This is a genomic window from Bradyrhizobium sp. SZCCHNPS1003, assembly GCF_032381555.1.
Lineage (GTDB): Bacteria > Pseudomonadota > Alphaproteobacteria > Rhizobiales > Xanthobacteraceae > Bradyrhizobium.
Window position 1 is genome coordinate 168,091 of the sequence record NZ_JAUHIU010000015.1, and the last position, 15,681, is coordinate 183,771.

The window sequence follows — 15,681 nt, forward strand, 5'->3', positions numbered from 1 at the left end:
CATGGCAGAACTGATCGAGGTCCAGAGCAAGCCGGCGCGCACTCGCCGCAGCATCGTGCAGGCGGCCATTCATCTTTATCGCGAGATCGGGCACAGGAAGACCACCGTTGCCGACATCGCGCGCAGCGCTTCGATGTCTTCGGCGAACGTCTATCGCTTCTTTGCGTGCAAGCAGGCGGTCGAAGATGCCGTTGTCGCCGAACTGCTCGAGGACATCGCCATCGCGGCGACGAAGGCGGCACGCACCGGCGGCTCGGCCCTGTCGCGTCTGCAAGCAACCCTCGGCGCGATCGCCGAGGTCAACCAGGCGCGGCGGGCGAAGGATCCGAAGCTCCACGAGCTGATGGTCGTGGCAGTCCGTCAGAACTGGCCGGCCGTCGTCCGCCATACCGATCGGATCCGCGGGCTGGTGCGACCGATCATTGGCACCGGAGAGGCCAGTGGTGAGCTGGCTTCTGGCAGTCCGATGGTGCTGACGTGCTGTCTGCTCGACGCCATGGATGCGTATCTCAGTCCGCCCCGACTCGACGAGACTGGGATTCGGCCGAGCTTCGAGGAGATGATGCATTTCTGCGCGGATGCGCTGCGTCGGGCTCCTACAGCGCCTTCCGTCAGCACGATGCCTGACGTCCGACTGCGAGCCGTAGGCGAGTAATCGCCGCCCGCCGACGATAGGCCGAGAGGTGGCGACCGCCCTTCGGCACACGTGCCGTTGCCGCGTCCGTTCGGAGGGGGCTCCCAACTGATGATCGTAGCCTCGCTGTAGAATGCGAGCCCTCGTTCGAACTGCCACGGGACGGGGCAACCGAACCTCCGTGGTCCTAACTGGGCCAATCCGTTTCGCACGCCGCAAGAAAGAAGCCGACCCGTTCGCGCATGAAGGCCGGTAGCTCATTTTCCAGATCTTGGGACGTTTCGCCAAGGAGAGCTCTGAACAGCATCGGCAGCAGGATCAGATCGAGAAAGATTTGCGCGGTGGCAAGGCTGCGCTTGGGGCTGAAGGGGCCCTTGGGGGTTCGAGGGAGCTTCTGCGTCGTCGCATCCAGGATCCGCGAAACGGACTTCATGGAGCGCTCTCTGGCAGCCTGGTGCACGTTCCGGCTCAATTCGGGAAAGCGTTGTGATTCGGCGATCGTGGCACGCACCATCCCCAGCGACTCCTCGATGAACTTTTCGACGATCGCCGTTCCAAGACTCGTCAGCTTCTCGCGTGTCGTGCGGCCTTCCGGTGTGAAGCCTTCGAAGTCCGTCAATTCGCTGATGGTGCGGGTGACGACGGCCGCGAACAGGGCCTCCTTGCCGGGGAAGTGAGCATAGATCGTCGGCTTGCTCGCGGGGGCCATTTCGGAAATCTCGTCGATGCTCGCGCTCCGGTAACCCTTGTCCAGAAACAGCTGCTGGGCTGCGTCGAGAATCCGGGCCTGGACATCGCCGGCACGATCCTTGGGCGGTCGGCCCCGCTTCGGGGGGCTGTTCTTCTTCATTGCGGTCTCCCAATCACGAATCTGTGCGCATTTGCTTCCCACTTGACACGGTCAGGGGGAAAAGGCAAGGAAAAGAAAATATACGGTTTAGTGTATTACCGGATCAGGATGGCGAGCCCAGACGTGGCCGCTCTCCGGATCACCCGAAGCCATCGAGGAGGTTGTCGTGAACATGTTCACCCCTGACCCGCCGGTTCTGCAGGAGGGGGTCCTGCTGCGTGAGCTGCATCAGAGGGTCTCCAACGGCGTCGCCGCGATCGTCGGCCTGGTCTCGGCGGCGGCCATCCGAGCCGACGGGGCGGAGGCCAAGCGCGCTCTAGGTGACGTTGTCGAGCTGCTGCACGGCTATGCCGAAGTGCATCGGACGCTGGAGCAACCCAGCGGTGACGCTCTGATCCACGCCGAATCCTACATTCACAAATTGGGTTACGGCATGCGCCGAGCGCTGCTCGACCAAATGAACATCCAGCTGACATTCGCCACTCAGTCTCTCGCGCTTCAGCCCGAGCGCTGCTGGCGGCTGGGCCTGGTCGTCCACGAGCTCGTGTCGATCGCGGCACGGCACGCCTGCTTCGAAGCGCAAACCGGCCGGATAGAGATCAGGCTGACGCGCGTCGGCGCCCGCGTGAACTGTGTGGTCGCGGACAATGGCTGGCGCTCGGCCCGCAACGTGTCGGATCGCGAGTTTCGCGTGGTCAAGGATCTCGTCAAGATTCTCGGCGGCCGCCTCGAACACGGTTTCAGTTCTGACTTCACGACGATGATCGTGTCGTTGCCGCTGACGGAGCGCGAGCGCACCGCGAACTGGACGATCGCGACGCGTCAGATGAGGACACGTCGTCCGACGCGAGCACTGGCTTCGAACGACACGGTGATCGCTGCGCGAGCGGCCGCCCGCGATTGCCGCCGCGATGCTGCGAGCACGGCCGATCGAAGACCGTCTCTGCCGCGCCAGCGCGGCCCGGTTGTTCCTCGCCACGCCTTGAGCGGGCCCGGCGAGCTGTCGTCATCCCTCCATCCCATGGACGCGCAATGAGATCCCGATCATCAATATCGTCCCAGAACGTCCGGGTGCTGGCTGCGCCGCAGGCTCTCGTCGTTGTGGTCGCGCTGGTCGCGACCACGCTCAGCGGCTGCAAGCATGATGTGGCTCCCACCGCCAGCCGCGCCGCAATCGTCCGCACCGCGGTCGTGCAGCCGCGCGACCGGCGGGATTCCATCACATTGACCGGAGAGGTGCAGGCGCGGTTTCGAGCCGATCTCTCGTTCCGCGTCAGCGGCCGTGTGCTGGCGCGCTATGTCGATGTCGGCACTCATGTGAAGGCGGGCGAGGTGCTGGCCATCCTCGACCCCGCGGAGCAGCAGGCAGACCTCGACGCCGCAAGCGCAGCGGTGAGCTCAGCGGAGGCGCAGCTGCGCGTCGCGAAGGCCACCTTCGAACGGCAGAGCACGCTGATCAAGAACGGCTTCACCACCCGTACGGTCTATGATCAGGCACAGGAGGGGTTCCGCACCGCGGAAGGTGCGCTGGAGGCGGCACGCGCGCAGCTTGGCACCGCCAAGGAGGCGCTTGGCTACACGACGTTGCAGGCCGAAGCCGACGGCGTCATCACGGCACGCAACGTGGAGTCCGGCCAAGTCGTGCCAGCCGCGCAACCCGTGTTCTCACTCGCGCAGGACGGTGAGCGGGATGCCGTGTTCGACGTCTACGAATCGGTCTTCCTCGGTCAGACCGACAGTCGCCGGGTCGCCCTGTCGTTGGTCTCCGACACCAGTGTCAAAGCGTGGGGGCATGTCAGGGAAGTCTCGCCGGTCATCGATGCGAAGAGCTCGACCATCCGCGTCAAGGTGTCGATCGAGGATCCGCCCGCGGCGATGACGCTGGGCAGCGCCGTCGCAGGAACGGTCAAGGCGAAGGCACAGACGCAGATTGCGCTGCCCTGGAGTGCGTTGATGGCGACAGGCGCAAAGCCGGCGGTCTGGACCGTGGATCCGGCCACGCGGACGGCGTCGCTAAAGCCCGTAACGGTGGGCGGCTACGAGGCCGGTGAGGTCTTGATCAAGGCGGGACTCGCGCCCGGCGAGCGCGTCGTGATCGACGGCGGCAAGCTTCTCAGCGCCGGGCAGACAGTGACCTATGAGGGAGATCGCTCATGAAGATGCAGCTCATGATGCTTGCTGGCGCGGCGTCGGCATTGCTGCTCGCGGGGTGTCAGCAGGAGACGAAGGCGCCGGAGCCGGTGCGCCCGGTCCTGTCGATGGTGGTGGAGCCCGGCCGAGGCGAGGGCGCGCTTGCCGTCGGCGTCATAGAACCGCGCTATAAGACCGATCTCGGATTCCGCGTGCTGGGACGGTTGACGTCGCGCCCTGTCTACGTTGGCGATCTCGTCAGGGAAGGGCAGATCCTCGGCACCATCGATCCCACCGCTCTCGATCTCGCGGTTCGTTCGGCAAGAGCGCAGCTTGCAAAGGCGCAAGCGCAACTCGCCACCGCCAAGGCCACCGAGGAGCGGCAGCGCACGCTGATCACCAGCGACGCCACCACCAAGCAGACGCTGGATAATGCCGAGCAGGCGCGTGCCAGCGCCGATTCGAATGTCGCGCAGCAACAGGCGAACCTCACCAAGGCGATCGAGCAGCTCGGCTATGCGCAGATCCAGGCCGACTTCGGTGGCGTCGTCACCGCAGTCGGAGCCGAAGTCGGCCAGGTCGTCTCGCCCGGTCAAACCGTGATCGCGGTGGCAAGACCCGACATCCGCGAGGCCGTGGTCGACATCGGCGAGGATTTTCCCGTCCCGCTCGAAGTCGGGCTGCCCTTCACGGTCGGCCTGCAACTCGTTCCCGAGGTCCAGGTCGAGGGCAGAATTCGCGAGGTCGCGCCGCAGGCCGATCCCCTGACCCGCCTGCGTCGCATCCGGATCGCGCTCGAAAATCCGCCTGAAAGCTTCCGCTTGGGTGCGACCGTTACGGCAAAGCTCGGCAAGGACCAGAAGCCGATGCTGCGCCTGCCCGGATCGGTCGTCCTCGACAAGGATGGCGTCCATTTCGTCTGGGTGGTCGATCAGCCGAGCGGCACCGTGTCGCTGCAACAGGTCGATGGCGTCGCCGACGAGACCGGGATCCGCATCACCGGCGGACTTGCTCCGGGCGCCCGCGTCGTCACCGCCGGCATTCACAGCCTCAAATTCGGACAGCACGTCCGCATCGCACAGGATCAACAGCCATGAAGTCGTTCAATCTTTCCGATTGGGCCCTCGGCCACCGGTCGCTGGTCTGGTATTTCATGATCGCCTTCATGGCGGCCGGCCTGTTTGCCTATCTCCAGCTCGGCCGCCAGGAGGACCCGGACTTCACCATCAAGACCATGGTGATCCAGGCGCAGTGGCCCGGCGCATCGCCCGAGGAAATGACGCGCCAGGTCGCTGACCGCATCGAGAAGAAGCTCGAAGAGCTGGAATCGCTCGACTACACCAAGAGCGTGACGGTCGCGGGCCAGACCACCGTTTTCGTCTACCTGCGCGACACCACCAAGGCGGCCGACGTGAAGCCGACCTGGGTGCGTGTCCGCAACATGATCGCCGACATCAAAGGTGACTTCCCGAAAGGCGTGATCGGTCCCGGCTTCAACGACCGCTTCGGTGACGTCTTCGGCAACATCTATGCCTTCACCAGCGACGGCCTGAGTCAGCGACAACTTCGCGACCAGGTGGAGGACATTCGCGCCAAGGTGCTGACCGTGCCCAACGTCGGCAAGGTCGATATTCTCGGCGCCCAGGACGAGGTGATCTATCTTGAGTTCTCGACCCGCAAGATCGCGGCACTCGGCCTGGACGTCCACTCCATCATTGACTCGCTGCAGGGCCAGAATGCGGTGGCACCGTCCGGTGTGTTCCAGGAGGGGCCCGAGCGGATCAGCGTCCGCGTCAATGGTGCGTTCACGTCGGAGGCAAGCCTGAAGGCGGTCAATCTGCGCATCAATGATCGCTTCTTCCCGCTGACCGACGTCGCGACGATCACGCGCGGCTACGTCGATCCGGCGAAGACGCTCTTCAGGTACAACGGTCAGCCCGCGATCGCACTCGCGATCGGCATGAAGTCCGGCGCCAACCTGCTGGAGTTCGGCGAGGCTCTGAAAGAGCAGATGAACAAGGTCATCGCCGACCTGCCGATCGGCGTCGGCGTGCACCTGGTCGCCGATCAGCCCGTCGTGGTCGAGCATGCCGTGTCCGGCTTTACAGAAGCGCTGTTCGAGGCGGTGATCATCGTTCTCGGCATCAGCTTCCTGAGCCTTGGCCTCCGTGCCGGTCTTGTGGTCGCCATCGCCATTCCGCTCGTGCTCGCGATCACCTTCGTTGTGATGGCCTATTGCGGAATCTCGCTGCAGCGCATCTCGCTCGGCGCCCTGATCATCGCGCTCGGCCTGCTCGTCGACGATGCCATGATCGCCGTGGAGATGATGGTCGCCCGGCTGGAGGTCGGCGATCCCTTGGAGAAGGCGGCAACCCACGTCTATACGTCGACCGCGTTTCCCATGCTGACGGGTACGCTGGTCACCGTGGCCGGCTTCATCCCGATCGGGCTGAACTGCAGCAACGCCGGCGAATTCACCTTCACCCTGTTCGTGGTGATTGCGGTGTCACTGATCGTGTCGTGGATCGTGGCCGTGCTGTTTACGCCGCTGCTCGGCGTCACCATCCTGTCGAGCAAGATGAAGGGTCATCACGAGCAGAAGGGCCGCGTGGCTCGGATGTTCGCGCTCCTGCTCCTGTTCTGCATGCGCCACCGCTGGAGCACCATCGGCGTGACGGTCGCAGCCTTCCTGCTCGCCGTGTTCGGCTTGCAGTTCGTGCAGCAGCAGTTCTTTCCGTCATCGGACCGCGCCGAGCTGGTGATCGACTGGAACCTGCCGCAGAACGCCTCGATCGCGGACACCAACGCGCAGATGGCCCGCTTCGAGCGCGAGCAGCTGCAGGGCAACGGTTCGGTCGAACACTGGTCGACCTATGTCGGCACCGGCGCTCCGCGCTTCGTGCTCTCGTTCGACGTGCAGACCGCCAATGCCTGGTTCGGTCAACAGGTGATCGTGACCAAGGGCGGCATCGCCGCGCGCGACAAGCTCAAGGCTCAGTTTGAGGACTATCTGAGGAAGACGTTCCCGGGCACGGACACCTACGTCAAGCTGCTCGAGGTTGGGCCGCCCGTGGGACGTCCGGTGCAATACCGCCTCAGCGGGCCCGACATCGCCAAGGTTCGGGAGCTGTCGCAGAAGCTCGCCGGCATCGTCCGGAGCAGCCCCGATCTTGGCAACGTGGTATTCGACTGGATGGAGCCCGCGCGTGTCGTCAAGGTCGATGTCCTGCAGGACAAGGCGCGCCAGCTCGGCGTGACCTCGGAGGATATCGCCACCACCTTGAACTCGGTGCTCGAGGGCACGCCGATCACGCAGGTCCGTGACAGCATCTATCTCGTCAATGTCACGGGACGCGCGACCGCGCCGGAGCGCGCCTCGATCGATACGCTTCGCGATCTCCAATTGACCGGGCTCGGCGGCCACTCCGTGCCGCTCGGGGCCGTCGCCAACCTGCGCTACGAGCTCGAGCAGCCGACGATCTGGCGACGCGCGCGGATTCCGACCATCACGCTGAAGGCAAGCGTCATCAGCAACGTCCAGCCGAAGACGATCGTGGATCAGCTCGCGCCGAAGGTCGCCGAGTTCAGCAACGCGCTGCCCGCCGGCTATTCGGTACAGATCGGCGGCTCCGTGGAGGAGAGCGCGAAGAGCCAAGCGCCGATCATCGCCGTCGTTCCGCTCATGCTGTTCGTCATGGCCACCGTGCTGATGTTGCAGCTGCAGAGCTTCGCGCGTCTGTTCCTGGTGTTTGCGGTCGCGCCGCTCGCGCTGATCGGCGTTGTCATGGCCATGCTGCCGAGCGGAGCGCCGCTGGGCTTCGTCGCCATTCTCGGCGTGCTCGCGCTCATCGGCATCCTGGTGCGCAACTCCGTGATCCTCATCGTCCAGATTGAGGATCTGAGGAAGGAGGGATGGCCGGCCTGGGACGCCGTCGTGGAGGCGACCGAGCATCGCATGCGGCCGATCCTGTTGACTGCGGCAGCCGCGAGTCTCGCGCTCATTCCGATCGCGCGCGAGATCTTCTGGGGGCCGATGGCCTACGCGATGATGGGCGGCATCATCGTCGGCACTCTGCTGACCCTGCTGTTCCTGCCCGCGCTGTATGTCGCCTGGTTCAGGATCAAGCCGGAGCAAAGCGGAGCAACGCATGCGCCTTCACATGCATCGCACCTGGAAGAGATCGCGGCCCCGCCGGCCGCCCCACAACGTGCAGCCGAGCCGCTGCTCGAGCTGCAGAGCTAGGAACAAGCATCATGACGTCAAAGATCCCATCGACCATCTCCGCAGGCCTGATCCTCGCGGCCATGTCGCTCACTTCCACCGGAGCCATGGCGCAATTCGTCCCGCCGTCGATGGCTCACCCGGCACCGCCGCCGGCGGCTGTTGCGGGGCCGCCTCCGCTGGCGGGTGGCCCTCACCTTGGGCCGGGCGGTCCGCCGCGTGCCGGGCTTGGCGCTCCTGCACCTCGCTTCGGCTTGGGCGGCGGCCCGCGTGGCAATCTCGGAGTGGTGAACAACGTCCGTGGTGGGGCGCCGATCGTGAACTCCGCGCGCGCGACCTCGATCAATGTCGGTCGCTCCGGCGGCTATGGCTACGGTCATGGTGGGTCCCGCTACGGATACCGCGCGGCGTACGCCGCCGGCGCCTACGCGGCCGGGGCTTACGCCGGCTATGCCTACGGCCGGTCGGGTTATCAGTCGGGTAGCGATTGCTACCACGTCTACAGGCGCTACCGGCGCATTCTGGTGTGCGACTAGCAGGGGAGCTCGGTCCGCCCGGATCGAGCGAGTACCGTCATGGACATCGTCAGCGCGCTGGGAACGTTGGTGCGGGTTGCCGGGACCGGGTCGTTCTCGGCCGTGTCACGCGAGCGCGACATCAGCAAGGCCGCGGTCACGCGCCAGATCGCGTTCCTCGAGCGGCATTTCGGCGTGCGTCTTCTGCATCGGAGGACGCGCAAGCTCAGCCTCACCGAGGTCGGACAGATGCTGATCGGGCTCGCCAAGTCGGTGCTCGAGGGCATCGAGACCATCGAGGCGGCGCTGCGACAACAGAGCGCCTCACCGGTCGGTCTGATGCGCCGGGGCAACATGGTTGCGGCGGGTCATTTTCTTGCCCCTCGATTGCCGGCGCTGCTCGCCGGCAATCCCGGGCTAAAGGTCGAGCTGGTCGTGAAACGACCGGTTTGGTGACATGATCGAAGACCAGCTCGATCTGGCGATGCGGGTTGGTTAGATCACCGACGCGTCGGTGGTTGCGCGGCGGATCGGAATCGCGGCCCGCGTTCTCGTCGCGGCGCATCTTGGCCAATTTCGAGCTGTTCGGTCCGGAACGGCTGCCCGATAGCCTCCTAAGCAGCCGCTTCGAATAGCAATTTGAGATGGTTGCAGGTCCCCGCAACCACTTCTGTCATAACTCACTCACCGTCCCGGTCTAACCGCTGGGACGGACTCCGGGAATGAGGGATCCCGACGGCCCAGGTTCGGCTGCGCGCAGCCGCTATCTTTGGGGTTCATCGAGAGTGAAGGACAGACGTCCTCTCGACAGAACCTTGCCTTTACTACGAATCGGAGGGGCGGACGTTCGAATCGTTCCCGGCGCGCCATCGACTGCCCTAGGGGAGCGCCAACACCGCTCACCCCCTCTAGAGCGTTGGCCGTCCGAAGTGCCTCCAAGCGGAGGCACAAAACTTGAAAATACAAAGAATTACAGAAAGCCAGCGGCACGCTCGCGGTAGAATTCGGCCGTATCACCCGGACCGATGCCGCCCCGTGCCAGCCAAAGCGTGCAACAAAACGTCCAACAGGACGTCCAACATTTCGTCCAACAGGGGAGGGAATCATTCCTGACTTCCTCACCCGTCGGAATGGTACCTGGCATTCGCTCGGCGCGTGCCGGTCGAGTTTGCGGCACTGGACCCGCGTGGCATCGTCAAGCATTCGACCAGGGTTCGCTGTCTTCTGACCGCACGGGCCGGAGGGCCACGCGCGTTGCCGATCAACTGAACCAGGAACTTGAGAACCATTGGCAGGAGCTTCTTGCCTGCCAGATGGGCATTGCACCGCAGGGATATAACGAGGCCCGTGTCGGGCCCGCTCGCTGGGCTTTTGCGCAAGCTCGATGAGTGGATCAGGCGGCGGTTGCGCGCCATCGTCTGGACCCAATGGAAGCACGGTCGCACTCGCTTCGATGAGCTGCAACGCCGCGGCGTTGGCCGGGAGCTGGCACTCAAGACCGCCGGCAACCCACGTGGCCCTTGGCGGCTCTCGAACAGTGCCGCGCTGACCATGGCTCTGCCGAACGTCTTCTTCGTATCACGCGGCTTGCCTTACGGCACGCTCGTGCAATCAAGTGCCAAGCGTTACAATTTTCCACATAGCACTTTGGCACAAGAACCAGCTGGCCATCGGCAGCCGACGATCACGGAAAACCAATCCTGAAAAAACGTATGACAGCAAAGATGCGCTTCACGAAAACCTTCGGCGCGTGGGCGCCGCTCGACGCCAGATGCAGCCGGAAACCACGCACATCCTCTGGCTCGGCCTGATCGGGAGAGCGGCCGAGCAACGCGGCGAAGTCCTTGACCCTTTGTACGTAGTCATGTTGGGTCTTCGGAGCGAACTTGCGGATCGCCATGTCTTCGATCATGCGCTGGCGCAACGGGCTGATGGCCTGCTTGGTCATTGGGGATGCTCCTGTCTTGAGTGAGGTGTCGAACCCCTCATCTCAAGACAGGACGCCCCGTTGCGCTATCGTCTTGCCTCCGCCGCCAGCCGCGGAGTCCGCGCGAGCGGTTTAGTCCAATGGACCGGGGGCGACGTTCGATCGGGCAAATACGAGGTTCGCTTTCCCGGACGAGCGGGCGCGGCATCGCCGCGCTGGCGGAGTCGCCTGGTGGCCCCATCTTGGACCCTCGGTCATAGCCGGCGATGTCGCTCTCAGGGGGCAACCGAACGTGAGTCGTCGCACAGCCGGAAGGTTGCTATTGACCTAAACGGCCTTCCTACAGATAGTCTACGGCCTGTCCCGGCAACACGTATCCATACACTCGGAAGCCATCGTCCGTTTCATCCGCGGGCAGATGGATCTTTTCGAGTGCACTCCGAATCTTTTGACGGTGAGATCGGTCTGTCGCGAAAGAACAGTTCACAGGTCACGAGGTCAGCTCACAGCTTGGGCAAATCAATAAAACCCAACCGGATCGCTTTCACAATGGCTACGAGCCGGCTCCCCGTCTCCAGCTTTTCCATCGCGTTTCTAAGATGAAAATTAACCGTGTTCGTGCTGATTTGCAAAACGATACTAATATCCCACGAGGATTTGCCCTGGGCTGCCCAATGGAGGCAGTCAATTTCCCGTTTCGATAGCTTCAGCGATCGATCACCTGCCATTGTTTGGATAACCCTTCTTTTGACGCTTGGACGAGGAGCCGCGTGTGCGCTCGGCACCTCCGGAACATTGTCCATCGCTCTCCGACTTCGTCATCGCATGTAGAGCGGTTGGTCAATGGCAGACCCTCGGCAAAACCGGACCTCCCATGACCGGCTTCAATGTCAAGCCTCATTATGAGTTGAGTGCATCGCGCGGTTCGCGTTTCGCTCGGTAGCGATCCGCGATCAGAGTTCCGAAGGCTCCAAGGAAGGTGAGCATCCACGGTCCGAGCGGCTTCCCATCGGAAAAATATCCGACAAGCATGCTGCCTGCCGCAGCAGCCAAAAGTTGCAGCGCGCTGAGCAATGCTGCGGCACTACCGGCGCTCGACGCGTGCTGGGCCAAAGCGCCGACGCTCGCGTTCGGGAATATCACCCCAGTGCATAGCATAACAATTCCGACAGCTAATACGGTAAGCGCGCCAGACTGGGGCTGCAAAAAAGCGACCAAGGGAAGTCCGATCGAGACCAACAGCATTGTAGCCGAAGCGACCCCAAGCACGGCATCTCCGCCGAACCGATGGAATAGATGGGCGTTAATCTGGGCAGAAAGAATATAGCAGACGGACCATATCGCGTACGCGACCGAATACAACCAGGACGAATATCCATAGAACTCGATAAGAATAGCGGGTGAACTCGTGATGTACGCGTATAGTGTGAACATAGCAAAACAACTCATGACGACATTCGTCACGAAGCCGGGCTCGCCTAAGATCCGCAAGTTCAACGCAAGAACGTGCGCCGGCATAACCGTCATGCGCATTTGTTGTGGCAGCGTCTCGGGAACAAACGCAGAGGCAACTGCGCAAGATATTAGTCCATACCCTGTGCAAAACCAAAAAATCGCCCTCCATCCAAATTCATTAAGCAGGAGCGAACCGCCGATTGGCGCTACAATGGGGCCGACGCCCATTACCAGTATCAGTTTGGCGAGCAGATGTCTTGCGACTTGACCGGTCGCGATGTCACGGACCATCGCACGCGGTATGACCGTAGGTGCCGAGCATCCAAGCGCAGCGAAAAAACGCAGCGCGGCCAGCGATTCGATATCGGTGGCCAAAGCACAACCGGCAGAGGCCGCAGTGTAGACGAGAATGCCGCAGATTAAAGGGGTGCGGCGCCCAAACCCATCGGATAGCACGCCTTGGATAGCTTGACCGAGGGCCAAGCCAATAAACCACGCGGCAAGGGTAATTTGAGCGCTGCCCTTCGGGGCGGCGAACGTGGTTTCGATCGCCGGAAAGGCGGGCAGATACATGACGGTTGACACTGAGCTGATCGAAATCAGAACGCCCAGGATAGTCGGTAGGAGAGGAGACGTTTTCACCGTCATGTTCTCGAAAGTTGGATTGGACTTTGAGGCTAGGCTGCGTCGACTTGCGCCGGTCGCCCTAACGTGCTCGCGACGACCTCACGCAGCGTATCGATCGCAAACGACAGATCCGTAGAGGAAATCGTTAAAGGCGGCAGCAGTTTCACGACATGGTCGTGGACGCCACAGGTCTCGGCGATTACGCCATTCTCAAACAAACGTTTAGAGATCTGATCGGCAAGAGCAACGGACCGGAATGACAAACCCGTGATAAGTCCTCGGCCAACCACGCTTGCCTCGCCGTCCGTAGAGTCAGCAATCGCGGTCAGTTCCCTTGTCAACACATTTGCGTGCTCCTGAACCGATCTCGCGAAGTCACCGTTCGTCCAGTAACATCGGATAGCAGCCGTTGCGCCGACAAACGCAAGATTATTTCCGCGGAAGGTTCCATTGTGCTCACCCGGCGACCAAATGTCGAGGTCAGGGCGGATCAATACTACGGATAGCGGCGCTCCGAGGCCGCTCAGCGATTTGGAAAGTACGACCATATCTGGCTGAACCGCGCTACCCTCGAAGCTAAAGAACGATCCGGTCCGCCCACAACCAGCTTGAATGTCGTCGACGATAAGCAACGCTCCGATCTCCCGGCAGAGCCCAGCGATTCTCTCGATCCAAGACATGCGTGCGGCAGCGAGACCACCTTCGCCCTGTACCAGTTCAACGATCACCGCTGCCGGTCGATCAATTCCAGAGCCTGGCGATGTGAGCATCGCTTCGATGTAATCGCAAACGTCGACTGACGGACCGAAATAACCGTCGTACGGAAGGAACGTAACATTTGTAAGTGCGACGCCGGCACCCGCCCTCTTGACGGGATTCGATGTCAAAGCGAGCGCGCCAAGACTCATCCCATGATAGCCGTTTGTGAACGCCACGACATTGGTACGACCAGTGATCTTGCGCGCCAATTTCAATGCCGCTTCAACAGCATTAGTTCCGGTCGGACCTGTAAACTGAATTTTGTACGTAAGTCCGCGTGGAGCGAGGATGCTATCTGAAAAAGCCTGCAAGAATTCGGCCTTCGCTACCGTATGAAGATCTAGCGATTGAACGATGCCGCTTCCATTGAGATACTCGATCACCGGCGCGACGATAAGAGGGTTGTTGTGCCCATAGTTCAAACTTCCAGCACCTGCAAGAAGGTCGAGGTACTTTCGGCCATCTGTGTCCACCATCCAGGCGCCGCTTGCGGACGAAAAGGTAACCGGGAAATGTCTGCAATAGGATCGCACGTTAGATTCCGCGCAGTCGAATATTGTCGTATACATTGCTTAGTCCCTCTCGTTTAAGACGCACTAGGGCAACCTAGGAAGCTGGATGATTGCGCTCCTGGAGCAGCGAGGCCGACCCGAAGCCGCTATGAGTGCGCAGTCGCTCTAGCATTTCGTCGCGGCTTGACCACATCAGATAAAACGGTTCACCCGGAAATGAGGCTGGTGCAGGCGCGACGATGCAAGGAGCGATATGCGAGAAGGCGTTGCTGCCGAGCGGGAGCGTTGATCGCGCAACCCTCTCAAAGCATGTCGCGCAAAGCCATTCGACCCCGAAGTGCTTGATTGAGAGCAAGCGAGTCATCCGTCCGACGCACGCATTGATTCCCTCCTGTCGGAGTTCGGGCGCGACGAAGGCGGCCCCACAATACGCGACTTTGCCGGCCATGAAGGGGAACTCCGGCGTGAGCAATTCTTCCGCAAACGGCGCCAATCGCGGAGCGAGATCCCAAAAGACCTTTCCCACAGCCAGGTCGTAGCGAAAATCGTGGCTATCGATCAACTTGATGGCTGCTGTCGCAACGCAATGGCCCGATCTGCGCGCGATCGCCCAAAAACTATTTGCTGGCGTAAGGTAGCTGTGTTCTGGATCGTACGTGCTGAGAACTACCTCGCCGGAGAGCTCATAGTAGGCAGCCGCAAAAACGGCGAAATCGCTACCGACTTCGAATGTAAGGCCCAGGCCGGCGAGATAGGCGTGCCCTCGACGAACATAATCATTAATGAAGAGCAGCCAATCGGGAACTGGGTAAGAGCGCATGTGTGTGTACCTTATCGTCTCGCGGTGTTCATTGTGCCTCAACTGAGTTTTCGCTGACCAGGCGCCGAATGCGAACTTTTCCGGTATTGGTCGATGGCAGCGTATCGGCATAAACGTAGCGGGCTGGGTACACGTGAGCTCCAAATAGTCGTGTGACCGTCCGACCAATCGTACGCTCATGCTCTGCTCGCATGGCAGGGGAAACGCTACGTGCGAGCGTGATCAAGTAGAAGGTATGCCCACGGACGACGTCCGGCTCGATCACAATTGTCATTGGCCTGTCTGGAAACACCATTTCAAGCTCGGTCGCGAGGAGTCCGAGACGAACGTTAACGCCGTTGACTTTCACCAGATCGTCTCGACGGCCATTGAGCCGGATCTGTCGCCCCGGATGAATTTCTACGTCATCTTCGATGGTGATGCCGTCGAGATTGGGGCCAAGCTCTCCGCTTGGTGAAGCTGTTGCGCAGCGTGGGCTCAATACACGGAGCCGTCCCTCAAGGTCTGGACCGAGCAGAGTGGTGTCGGAACACAGCTGCCAAAAGCTCGCGTCGTCGCGCGCCGATTGTCGATATGCAATTGCGCCAGTTTCCGTCGATCCGAAGATTTCGCGGAGGGCGTAAGAGGACGGGCGGCCAAAGTTCGGCATGTCCCGAGCAACTCGCGGGACCGGGCCAGCAGAATGGAGGATTGTCGTCGATGGATCGTCCAGAACCCCGGTGCGCATCAACATCTGCCAAGTCGAGGGGAGGCTAAGAATAATTCGTCTCCCGGACGATGGAACGCGGAGGATTTCACCTCCCTGAAGCTGGGGGCAATAGGTCAGGCGAGCGCGCTTGTTGCGCGCGAGTGCGATCCCGCACAAGAAGCCGAAGGCGTGGTTTACAGGAGCGAATGAAACCACTTCATCGACTTGCTCGAGTGCGAAAGCCTGCACAATGCAGTTCGCTTCAAGTTCGACCTGCAGCATCGATCGCCACGCTACCTTTGCCGTCCCAGTCGTCCCTGAGGAGCGTAGACCGATACTTGCACAGAGGGGGATAGTCTGGCGAAGCTGGCTAGCCCGCCAAAAATCGATCGACCAGGGGGCGCATGTGAGCGAGCGATCGAGTTCGCTGCGCACCATGCATCGCTCGTCTGATTTAGAATCGAATAGCAGAGCCTGCAGCTCCGGCCAGGACAATTCCTTGGCCGCTGGTCGGGTGGTCGTATCCATCGCGTCCACGTTCG

Annotated in this window: 15 protein-coding genes; 8 read left to right on the plus strand and 7 right to left on the minus strand. The window is 61.7% G+C overall.

Going from position 1 to position 15,681, the window contains the following annotated elements; all coding sequences use genetic code 11:
• Window position 1 precedes the first annotated feature (1 nt).
• A complete protein-coding gene (locus QX126_RS24500) occupies window positions 2–655 on the plus strand; it encodes a TetR/AcrR family transcriptional regulator (protein ID WP_315784215.1) in 654 nt (217 codons plus the stop codon).
• 166 nt (window positions 656–821) lie between these two features.
• On the opposite strand, the gene QX126_RS24505 is transcribed toward QX126_RS24500, so the two are convergent.
• On the minus strand, window positions 822–1,484 hold the full coding sequence (locus tag QX126_RS24505; protein WP_315784216.1) for a TetR/AcrR family transcriptional regulator: 663 nt from the start codon (window positions 1,482–1,484) through the stop codon (window positions 822–824).
• 172 nt (window positions 1,485–1,656) lie between these two features.
• Here QX126_RS24505 and QX126_RS24510 point away from each other — a divergent pair, with 172 nt between their 5' ends.
• From QX126_RS24510 to QX126_RS24540, 7 genes are all read left to right on the plus strand, one after another.
• Window positions 1,657–2,520 (plus strand): sensor histidine kinase, encoded by an 864-nt coding sequence (locus QX126_RS24510; RefSeq protein WP_315784243.1) that lies wholly within the window; start codon window positions 1,657–1,659, stop codon window positions 2,518–2,520.
• A gap of 65 nt (window positions 2,521–2,585) precedes the next feature.
• Window positions 2,586–3,641 (plus strand): efflux RND transporter periplasmic adaptor subunit, encoded by a 1,056-nt coding sequence (locus QX126_RS24515; RefSeq protein ID WP_315784246.1) that lies wholly within the window; start codon window positions 2,586–2,588, stop codon window positions 3,639–3,641.
• Entirely contained in the window at window positions 3,638–4,711 is a 1,074-nt protein-coding gene (locus QX126_RS24520; RefSeq protein ID WP_315784218.1) for an efflux RND transporter periplasmic adaptor subunit, read from the plus strand. The genes QX126_RS24515 and QX126_RS24520 overlap by 4 nt, the downstream gene beginning before the upstream one ends.
• Entirely contained in the window at window positions 4,708–7,857 is a 3,150-nt protein-coding gene (locus QX126_RS24525; protein ID WP_315784220.1) for an efflux RND transporter permease subunit, read from the plus strand. The genes QX126_RS24520 and QX126_RS24525 overlap by 4 nt, the downstream gene beginning before the upstream one ends.
• An 11-nt stretch (window positions 7,858–7,868) precedes the next feature.
• Window positions 7,869–8,372 carry a hypothetical protein gene (locus QX126_RS24530; protein ID WP_315784222.1) on the plus strand — a complete coding sequence of 168 codons (504 nt, stop codon included), beginning with the start codon at window positions 7,869–7,871 and terminating at the stop codon, window positions 8,370–8,372.
• Between the two features lie 39 nt (window positions 8,373–8,411).
• On the plus strand, window positions 8,412–8,807 hold the full coding sequence (locus tag QX126_RS24535) for a LysR family transcriptional regulator (protein WP_315784223.1): 396 nt from the start codon (window positions 8,412–8,414) through the stop codon (window positions 8,805–8,807).
• Window positions 8,808–9,698: 891 nt separating this feature from the next.
• Window positions 9,699–10,055 (plus strand): group II intron maturase-specific domain-containing protein, encoded by a 357-nt coding sequence (locus tag QX126_RS24540; RefSeq protein WP_315718070.1) that lies wholly within the window; start codon window positions 9,699–9,701, stop codon window positions 10,053–10,055.
• Here QX126_RS24540 and QX126_RS24545 read toward each other — a convergent pair.
• From QX126_RS24545 to QX126_RS24570, 6 genes are all read right to left on the minus strand, one after another.
• Window positions 10,036–10,299: a phage integrase N-terminal SAM-like domain-containing protein gene (locus tag QX126_RS24545; protein ID WP_315769830.1), complete on the minus strand. Its 264-nt coding sequence runs from the start codon at window positions 10,297–10,299 to the stop codon at window positions 10,036–10,038. The two genes, QX126_RS24540 and QX126_RS24545, sit on opposite strands and share 20 nt — an antisense overlap.
• 482 nt (window positions 10,300–10,781) lie before the next feature.
• Window positions 10,782–11,081 carry a helix-turn-helix domain-containing protein gene (locus tag QX126_RS24550; protein WP_315718612.1) on the minus strand — a complete coding sequence of 100 codons (300 nt, stop codon included), beginning with the start codon at window positions 11,079–11,081 and terminating at the stop codon, window positions 10,782–10,784.
• Between the two features lie 97 nt (window positions 11,082–11,178).
• A complete protein-coding gene (locus tag QX126_RS24555; protein WP_315718613.1) occupies window positions 11,179–12,381 on the minus strand; it encodes a Bcr/CflA family efflux MFS transporter in 1,203 nt (400 codons plus the stop codon).
• Between the two features lie 29 nt (window positions 12,382–12,410).
• Window positions 12,411–13,688: a diaminobutyrate--2-oxoglutarate transaminase gene (gene ectB, locus QX126_RS24560; protein WP_315718614.1), complete on the minus strand. Its 1,278-nt coding sequence runs from the start codon at window positions 13,686–13,688 to the stop codon at window positions 12,411–12,413.
• Between the two features lie 37 nt (window positions 13,689–13,725).
• Entirely contained in the window at window positions 13,726–14,451 is a 726-nt protein-coding gene (locus QX126_RS24565) for a hypothetical protein (protein WP_315718615.1), read from the minus strand.
• A 28-nt stretch (window positions 14,452–14,479) separates the two neighbouring features.
• Entirely contained in the window at window positions 14,480–15,667 is a 1,188-nt protein-coding gene (locus tag QX126_RS24570) for a class I adenylate-forming enzyme family protein (RefSeq protein ID WP_315718624.1), read from the minus strand.
• Between the last annotated feature and the right edge of the window lie 14 nt (window positions 15,668–15,681).

What these genes read in the sequence shown, in the direction of transcription:
- QX126_RS24500 (WP_315784215.1), top strand. Translation starts at nt 2, where the DNA reads ATGGCAGAACTGATCGAGGTCCAGAGCAAGCCGGCGCGCACTCGCCGC.
- QX126_RS24505 (WP_315784216.1), bottom strand. Translation starts at nt 1,484, where the DNA reads ATGAAGAAGAACAGCCCCCCGAAGCGGGGCCGACCGCCCAAGGATCGT.
- QX126_RS24510 (WP_315784243.1), top strand. Translation starts at nt 1,657, where the DNA reads ATGTTCACCCCTGACCCGCCGGTTCTGCAGGAGGGGGTCCTGCTGCGT.
- QX126_RS24520 (WP_315784218.1), top strand. Translation starts at nt 3,638, where the DNA reads ATGAAGATGCAGCTCATGATGCTTGCTGGCGCGGCGTCGGCATTGCTG.
- QX126_RS24525 (WP_315784220.1), top strand. Translation starts at nt 4,708, where the DNA reads ATGAAGTCGTTCAATCTTTCCGATTGGGCCCTCGGCCACCGGTCGCTG.
- QX126_RS24530 (WP_315784222.1), top strand. Translation starts at nt 7,869, where the DNA reads ATGACGTCAAAGATCCCATCGACCATCTCCGCAGGCCTGATCCTCGCG.
- QX126_RS24535 (WP_315784223.1), top strand. Translation starts at nt 8,412, where the DNA reads ATGGACATCGTCAGCGCGCTGGGAACGTTGGTGCGGGTTGCCGGGACC.
- QX126_RS24545 (WP_315769830.1), bottom strand. Translation starts at nt 10,299, where the DNA reads ATGACCAAGCAGGCCATCAGCCCGTTGCGCCAGCGCATGATCGAAGAC.
- QX126_RS24550 (WP_315718612.1), bottom strand. Translation starts at nt 11,081, where the DNA reads ATGGACAATGTTCCGGAGGTGCCGAGCGCACACGCGGCTCCTCGTCCA.
- QX126_RS24555 (WP_315718613.1), bottom strand. Translation starts at nt 12,381, where the DNA reads ATGACGGTGAAAACGTCTCCTCTCCTACCGACTATCCTGGGCGTTCTG.
- ectB (WP_315718614.1), bottom strand. Translation starts at nt 13,688, where the DNA reads ATGTATACGACAATATTCGACTGCGCGGAATCTAACGTGCGATCCTAT.
- QX126_RS24565 (WP_315718615.1), bottom strand. Translation starts at nt 14,451, where the DNA reads ATGCGCTCTTACCCAGTTCCCGATTGGCTGCTCTTCATTAATGATTAT.
- QX126_RS24570 (WP_315718624.1), bottom strand. Translation starts at nt 15,667, where the DNA reads ATGGATACGACCACCCGACCAGCGGCCAAGGAATTGTCCTGGCCGGAG.